The organism is Sphingomonas sp. (assembly GCF_013812825.1).
In the GTDB taxonomy this organism is placed as follows: Bacteria; Pseudomonadota; Alphaproteobacteria; order Sphingomonadales; family Sphingomonadaceae; genus Sphingomicrobium.
In genome coordinates this window covers 1-7,354 of the sequence record NZ_JACCSU010000082.1, presented here as the reverse complement: position 1 = coordinate 7,354, position 7,354 = coordinate 1, and the positions used below count along the sequence as shown (strand labels likewise).

Here is a 7,354-nt window from a genome sequence, read left to right as displayed (position 1 = left end):
CGTCGGCGAGGATCTCGCGCTTGTTCTTGGGATTCTGGAGATTGTTCTTTTTGATGTGATTCCAGATTTTGCGGACGACCTCGGTCCGCGGCAGCGGCGCTTCGCCGGTGATGGCCGCCAGCTCACGGGATGGCTTTACCGGCTTCATGAACGCGTTCTGTCGTGCTTTTGCCATGTCGGACCTCCTTGCTGGCTGTCGAGCTCACTTTGCACGCGCTTCTAGCGTCTGCAAAGGGTGGAAAGCGGACATTAGGTTGGCTTCAAGGGGGATAGGGCCTTGCATCACAAGTCGCGCGCGATCCACTGCAGACGGTGCAACGCTGTTGCCGCCGAATCGTTTGTTGGAAACTCCTCCGACATCCGTGGGGCTCCATGCACGCCTTCATCATTGAGGACGAATATCTGATCGGCCAATCGCTTCGGGATATGCTGGAGCAGCTCGGCTTCACCAAGTTCAGCTTTGCGCGGTCAGAGGATGCAGCGGTCTTTGCCGCGACGGCGCCGCGGAAGATCGACCTGATCACGGCGGACGTGCGCTTACTGCCGGGCGACGGGGTCAGAGCGGTCGAGGCGATCTGCACAAAGCGCGAGATCCCCGTGATTTTCATCACCGGCTACGCCGAGGAACTCGAAGGGCGCGCAACGGGCGCAACGGTGATCCAGAAACCCGTTAAACAGGAGGAACTCGCCACCGCCGTCCGGAAGGCCCTCAGCGGCCAGGGACAAACTTGCTGACGGCCAGCGTCCGCGATGGGTGGGGCGCGGACATTAGGACCGTGCGCCCGACATAGCGTTTGAACAAAATAGCCCTATAGTCGCGCGCGGTGGGTCTCACCATTTGTGCTGCGTTGGGGGGCGTTATGCCCGAGTATCGGCTGTACTTCATGGACCGCTTTAGCGGTCACATAGACCACGCGCGCGAGTTCGAGGCAGGTGACGATCTCGCCGCCATCAGCACGAGTATGGGCTGGTCTGATGGAAGGCCAATGGAGCTTTGGTGCCGAGACCGGAAGGTTAGGCGGTGGGACGCTAGGCCAATAGATCCCGCGTCAGCTCCCAGCGATCCAGACGGCTAACACCGTAATTGCCAACGTGATCTTTCCGCCGCGTTAATGGTTTGGCAACGCGAGTTCCGGCTAGTAGTTTTAGCGCCAGCCCATGATGCGCCATGACACAATAGAGCGATGGCTGAAGGACCGCGAAAAGCTCCTAAAGACGCTGCGCGACCATGATGCTGGCAAGATCGATCATCTGGGCCAACGCGACCGGAAACTTTTTGTCGCGAGTGTCAAAAGGCGAATAGCGAACTTGGACAAAAAGATCGCGCGCTTCGAGACGTAAAAACAGGTCAGTCCGCCAGATGCGATGCTAAGGACGCTCGGATGGTGATCTTGTCGCCGTTGTGAAAAGGTCCTTGTGATACGCTACGCTTGGGAACGAACTAACCATCGCGCTCGCTGGTCGGAGGAGGACCAAGCGCGGCTTGCGGAGCTGATTGCAGCAGGCAAGACAAACCGCGAAATTGCAGCGGTGATGGGCCGGTCCCAAGAGAGTATTAGGACTCGCGCCTCAGAGCTCGGTCTGGTGTCGGTCAGGAAGCGTAAGCGACGAACTGAAGGCGAAGGCGGCTTAGGCTGACGATCCTACCGCCTCTCTGCAACTTGATTGGGTGTTTATCTAGGATCAGAAGGATCGCTCGCCTCTAAAGCGAGATTCACCCGAGAACACCGGTGAACATCCAGACCTTTGAATTTGCCATACGCTTGATATCGAAACCGCACCGTCGGCACTTCGCCGTCTGCACATCGCCGTTGTCGATGACCGTGCCGGGCTCAGGCCAATGCTTGCCATCCGTGCACCCGCCCAGTTGGGGGCGCCGGAACGCCGGTTTCGCTGGGGCCTGCAAAGCGGCTTCTCGCGTAAGATAGGCGGTAGTTTTCCGATGTTGGATCATTCGTTCGGTCCCAAGTGCGGCTAAGTATGGCGCAGAAAGGGCTAATGTCCACTTTGGGTGGAAAGCGGACACGATAAGTCAGCTCAAAACCAGTCTGTATCCAATTGCTGGTTCGTTGATGATCAGCCGCGGCCGTGTCGGATCAAACTCTAGCTTCTGCCGAAGTCCGCGCACGGCGACCCGCAAATATTCTGTTCGGCTTTCCTGAGCTGGTCCCCACGCCGTGCGCAAAAGATGTGCGTGGGTGAGAACGCGTCCCGGGTGCTTCGCGAGTTCGGCTAGGACGGCATATTCCTTTGGTGTCAGATGGACCTGCTCGCCATTTCTACTCACCGCGCGATGGAAGAGATCGATCGTTACTCCATTGGATTCAAAAGGCTGCTGGTCCCCGTCCAGCCCGAGCTCGACGAGGCTCGAGATGTACTGCTCTAGCCGCACGGCTTCAGAGGCGATGGTTGAGACGAGCACCTTCTCGCCCGAGCCCATACGCCTGAGTTTGCGCACCGTCTCGTTGATTCTCGACAATCGTGGCTTAAGATCCTGCCCGATTGTGGAGAGAAGGGCGGAGCGGATGCGGTCGCGCTCGCGCATAGCGGCTAGCTCCCGAGCTATACCCTCGAGCCGCGCCCGCTCTAGCGCGAGCGCTATCTGATCAAGGAGGTTCTCGAGCAGCGACAATTGGTCTTGGCCTACCGGAGACAGTCCATCTTCGCGCCCTAAGCCCGCCGTAGCCATAATCTGTGTTTCGGAGCGAACGGCGTAAAACTGCCATCCGGTTGCGTTGACCACAGTACTTCCGGAGCCACGGAACTCGCCGGTCTCGAGAGTTAGAGTCGCTGCTGAGAAATCGCCCGGCGTGAGGTGTACCTTGGCAGGCGCAGAGGCGATGACTCTGGGTTGGGGACCGCAGACCAGGACGGCTTTGCAACCGAACAAACTCGCGAGCTGCTCTGTCGCAACCTCGGCAATCTCCTGCTCATTCGTAGAAGAAAGCAGGCGGCGGGCTAAACCCGCGATAGTAGCATCTCGAGCAGCATGCGCTTCCGCGACGCGCGCCTGCCCACGGACTGAAGCGGCGAGCTGGCTGGTCACGATTGCCACCAGCAGAAGAATGGCGACGGTGACCACATCGACTGCGTTGTCGACGCGAAACGTGTGGCGCGGTTCAGTGAAGAAGAAGTTGTATGCGATCGCTGACGCAACTGCGCTGAACAGGGCCGGACGCAGTCCTCCAATAATTGCTGCGCCAAGGACCGCCGGCAGATACAAGAGGTCGACCGCCGAGTTTCCCCAGGACGGGGCGAGCATAGTCCCAGCAGCAGTCGCGAGCGCGACCATCGCGAGCCCGATTAGGAAGGGCAGGACCACCGTCCCTGCCGCTAGCGGTCCCGCTCGCGACGCGTTGTGGCTCCATTTAAACATGGCCTTGGCTGCACTTTGGCGCGCGGGCTGACAACCTTCGGTGCCCGCTGCATCGAGCGCTGCTCGGAAGATACCTTGAAAAACCCATAGAATCTTTACGCGCTTGCGCGCCACAACCCCCATGCGTTTCGGGGCGCGGCAGGCAGATTGACGTGGTTGATCTTCGTGGTGCGCATCCCCGAGTTGCTTCTCTCGGAGAGAGATAGAATGCCTTCTTACCGATTGCTTCGAACGGACGCCACTGTCCCCGCGCGCCAACGATTGCGGCGGTTTGAAGCCGATTCCAATCGGGAAGCACTCATCAAAGCTCGAGCAATTGTCGGAGCTGGTGCGGGCGAGCTTTGGCTGGATGACGAGCTTGTTTGCAAACTTGGTCCTTAGTCGGATTCTCAGCGTCTTCGCCTGCGCGCCGTGGCTCGGATTCCTCGTGCTCGAAGCGGAGGTGCTGCCTGGGGTCGGATCCGAAGCGGGTCGTGATCCGGAGGCGCTATGAGGGTGATTGTCTGCGGGGCTGGTCAGGTCGGCTCCACCATAGCCAGGCACCTCGGGTCCGAGGGCATGCACGTCACGGTCATCGACATCTCGCAGGAACTCGCGCGGAAGGTCGGGGAGAGTTACGATGTGATCGGCCTCACCGGAAATGCTTCCCATCCCGGAGTCCTCGAGCGAGCCGGGGCGATGGATGCCGACTTGCTCATTGCCGTCACTCAATCGGACGAAGTGAACATGGTGGCCTGCCAGGTCGCCTATTCGTTGTTTGCCGTGAAACGGCGCATCGCGCGCCTCCGGCACGTCGGCTATCTAGCTCCGGGGCGGCGCGGCCTCTATGCCGCCGAGCACCTGCCGATAGATATCATCATCTCTCCCGAAATCGAGATTGCCGAAGGGATTGTGCGGCGTCTCAAGACCCCCGGCGCATTCGATGTGGTGTCGATGGCGGATGGCCGGGTCCAGCTTCTTGGCATCCACTGCAACACGGCGCGCTGCCAGTTCGTCGGCCAGAGCTACTATGAATTATCGGCGCGCGGTCCGAATTCGGGCATGGTGATTGTCGCCGTCGTCCGTGAGGGGCGTGCGTTTATTCCCAGCCGGGATGACCGGGTCGAGCTCGCAGACGATGCCTATGTGGTCGCGCCGACAGAGCAGCTTCCACATGTGATGAAGGCTTTCGGTCACGACGAAGAAATGTCGCGGCACCTCGTCATTGTTGGCGGCGGCAACATCGGCATTCATCTGGCCCGCAAATTGCGCGAGGGCGGCCAGAGCACCAACATCAAGATCATCGAGTACGGGCGCGATCGGGCGGAGGAGATCGCAAGCGAGCTTGGGGACAGTGCCGTAGTGATAAACGGCGATGCGCTGGATCGAGCAGTGCTTGAAGAGGCTAACGTTGGCTCGGCCGGCACGATCGTGGCTGTCACCAATGACGATGAGACCAACATTTTCGCATCGGTCCTTGCCAAGAAGGCCGGCTGTCCCCGAGCGATCACGCTCGTCAACAAGCGCACGTATGAGCCGTTCATGTCTACGCTCGGCATCGACGCGGTAGTTAGCCCGAGCGAGGTGACCATCTCGACTGTGCTTCGGCACGTTCGCGGAAGCAACGTGTCTGCCCTTTACACTCTGCGGGAGGACTTTGGCGAAGTGGTGGAGGCCGAGATCGCCACGTCCTCACGCCTGCTCGGCTCCCCCCTGTCGCAGCTTGCCCTTCCGAGCGGCATGATAGTCGGAGCAGTCGTTCGCGATGGCCGGGTCATCATCCCTCATGGCGACACGATCTTCCAAGCCGGCGACCACATCGTCGCGCTCGTTACCTATGCCGACCTCCGGAAGGCCGTAGCCCTGATCTCCGGAGAGACGAAGGCGAAGCTGTGGTAGCACCGTCCGAGCTCGTGGGCGCGCCGCAGGTCGCGGTGAGGCCGGTAGGCGCGCGGCCCGTGTTTTACCTGGTTGGAACGCTGCTGCTTACCGTTGCAGGGTTGATGCTGATCCCTCTGGCCGTCGACCTCGCGCACGGCCACGAGGATTGGTGGGCATTTGCCGTTGGCTCCGCCGTTTCGTTCATTCTGGGCGCGATCTTGGCGCGCTGGTGCAGATGCGAGCTGCAGTCGGGACTCGACCTGAGGCAAGCATTCCTTCTGACGCCGGTAAGCTGGCTATCCGTTGCCGCAGTCGGGACCATCCCGTTCTACTTCTCTGAGTTCGGAATCGTCAGCGGCAGCCTGACCAACGCCTTTTTCGAGTCGATGTCCGGGCTGACGACCACCGGCTCGACCGTAATCACCAAGCTCCACGAAGCCCCGCCCGGGCTGCTGATATGGCGAGCGCAGCTGCAGTGGATCGGCGGCATCGGCATCATCGCGGTGGCGATCGCGGTGCTCCCGGCCCTCGGCATCGGCGGAATGCAGCTGTTCCGGACCGAATCCTCCGACCGGTCGGAAAAGGCGATGCCGCGAGTGAGGCAGATCGCGAAAGGGATCGGATTAGTCTACGTGTCGCTCACGATTGCGGCTGGACTCAGCTACTGGGCAGCGGGGATGACGCTGTTCGAAGCCACAGCGCATGCCCTCACCACGATCTCGACCGGCGGCTATTCCACGTCCGACAACTCGCTCGGCAACTGGAATGCCGGCATCCAGTGGATCTCCGCATTGTTCATGCTCTCGGGTGGAGTTCCGTTCGTTCTTTACGTCCGCTTCCTCGCCGGAGAGCGTCACGCCCTGTGGGACCATCAGGTGAAGACTCTCCTCGGATTCCTGGCGGTCGTGATCGCCGGCCTCACGGCTTGGCTCGCGCTGTCGGGGCAATATGCGCTGCCCGATGCGGCGCGCTTCGCCACATTCAACACAATCTCCATCGTCACCACCACCGGCTACGCCACGACCGACTTTCAGCTTTGGGGCAATATCGCCATCGGGTTATTCTTCGGACTGATGTTTGTCGGCGGCTGCACCGGCTCCACGGCCGGAGGCATCAAAATCTTTCGTTTTGAAGTCATGGCGTCCCTTCTGAGGGTCCACTTTTTACGGCTCCTCTACCCGAATGGGGTGTTCCCCAGGACCTACGCCGGGAAACGGCTTTCGGATGACGTGATCGGCTCGGTTGTCGTGTTCTTCGCTATTTTTTTCACCTGCTACTCAGCGCTGACGATAGCCCTGATGGCAATGAACCTCGACTTCGCCACCAGCGCCAGCGGAGCGGTCACGGCCATCGCCAATGTCGGCCCTGGGATCGGCGAGATCATCGGGCCGGCCGGTAACTTCTCGACGTTGCCTGATCCCGCCAAGTGGCTCCTGTCATTTGCCATGCTCCTCGGCCGACTAGAGCTGTTCACCGTGCTCGTTCTATTCATGCCAAGGTTCTGGAAGGGCTGAAAGCCCTGCGGGAAAGCATTTCCGAGACCGAGCGCCTGGTCGGTGAATCGGACAAGATGCTCAAGCGCCATCGCGGGGAGCGCGAAGTCGACGAGTGACCTAGACGATCGCTCCGACCTGCCGGCCGTCTTTGAGAATCTCGCATACGGGACAGTCGTGACTCTCCGCCGCCCGCTGCATGGCTTCGCTATCCGAGGCCGCGAGCACGTCCTTTTTCTTGACGACGACCCCGCCGGGCTTGGTCACCTTGTTTATGCGATAAAGTTTCATCATCCCCGCCCTTCTCGGTCCCTCCGTTGACGATGTTTCATGGGCCGGGCTGAGTCAATGGAGCCACCGAGCAGAAGTGACGTGGCTTTGGAGGGCCCTGCGATATAGACTTCGCTGATGAACCGGCGGGGGCGAGACAGGCGGGGCGACTGGCTAAGCCCCGACGCCTACGACGCGCTGAGCCCGGAAGAGAAGCGCGCGATCTGGCTGGAGCGGAAGCGCCGGCCGCGACCCCGTCCGGACGGCAGCCGCAGGAAGCACTCCGGCGGCGGCGGGCCCTGGGTGGGCTGGGCGCTGGTCGGCGCGCTGGTCGCCGGCGCGGCCGCCTGGGAGC

The 7,354-nt window shown here is 60.9% G+C and carries 6 protein-coding genes and 2 pseudogenes; 4 read left to right on the top strand and 4 right to left on the bottom strand.

Going from position 1 to position 7,354, the window contains the following annotated elements:
• Nucleotides 1–148, bottom strand: a 148-nt coding sequence (locus H0T81_RS11040) for an SWIB/MDM2 domain-containing protein (protein WP_294010577.1), incomplete at its 3' end; no start/stop codon positions are given.
• A gap of 224 nt (nt 149–372) precedes the next feature.
• Between H0T81_RS11040 and H0T81_RS11035 the strand changes: the two genes are divergently transcribed.
• Complete coding sequence (locus tag H0T81_RS11035) at nt 373–735, top strand: response regulator (RefSeq protein ID WP_294013033.1); 363 nt, start codon at nt 373–375, stop codon at nt 733–735.
• A gap of 1,297 nt (nt 736–2,032) precedes the next feature.
• Here the strand turns inward: H0T81_RS11035 and H0T81_RS11030 are convergent.
• Together H0T81_RS11030 and H0T81_RS11025 are read right to left on the bottom strand one after the other, a co-directional pair.
• Nucleotides 2,033–2,314, bottom strand: a pseudogene (locus H0T81_RS11030) (winged helix-turn-helix domain-containing protein); the annotation flags it as partial.
• Nucleotides 2,315–3,007: 693 nt separating this feature from the next.
• A pseudogene (locus tag H0T81_RS11025) lies at nt 3,008–3,376 on the bottom strand (DUF4118 domain-containing protein); the annotation flags it as partial.
• A gap of 489 nt (nt 3,377–3,865) precedes the next feature.
• Here H0T81_RS11025 and trkA point away from each other — a divergent pair.
• Nucleotides 3,866–5,254 carry a Trk system potassium transporter TrkA gene (gene trkA / locus H0T81_RS11020; protein ID WP_294013031.1) on the top strand — a complete coding sequence of 463 codons (1,389 nt, stop codon included), beginning with the start codon at nt 3,866–3,868 and terminating at the stop codon, nt 5,252–5,254.
• A gap of 59 nt (nt 5,255–5,313) precedes the next feature.
• Nucleotides 5,314–6,750, top strand: coding sequence for a TrkH family potassium uptake protein (locus tag H0T81_RS11015; RefSeq protein WP_294013028.1), 1,437 nt, complete (start codon nt 5,314–5,316; stop codon nt 6,748–6,750).
• Between the two features lie 99 nt (nt 6,751–6,849).
• Here H0T81_RS11015 and H0T81_RS11010 read toward each other — a convergent pair whose 3' ends face one another.
• Nucleotides 6,850–7,020, bottom strand: a complete 171-nt coding sequence (locus H0T81_RS11010) for a hypothetical protein (RefSeq protein WP_294013025.1) — start codon at nt 7,018–7,020, stop codon at nt 6,850–6,852.
• 117 nt (nt 7,021–7,137) lie between these two features.
• Here H0T81_RS11010 and H0T81_RS11005 point away from each other — a divergent pair.
• On the top strand, nt 7,138–7,354 hold a 217-nt coding region (locus tag H0T81_RS11005), incomplete at its 3' end, for a hypothetical protein (protein ID WP_294013022.1).

Coding starts and splice junctions, on each gene's coding strand:
- trkA (WP_294013031.1), top strand. CDS start 3,866: ATGAGGGTGATTGTCTGCGGGGCTGGTCAGGTCGGCTCCACCATAGCC.
- H0T81_RS11010 (WP_294013025.1), bottom strand. CDS start 7,020: ATGAAACTTTATCGCATAAACAAGGTGACCAAGCCCGGCGGGGTCGTC.
- H0T81_RS11035 (WP_294013033.1), top strand. CDS start 373: ATGCACGCCTTCATCATTGAGGACGAATATCTGATCGGCCAATCGCTT.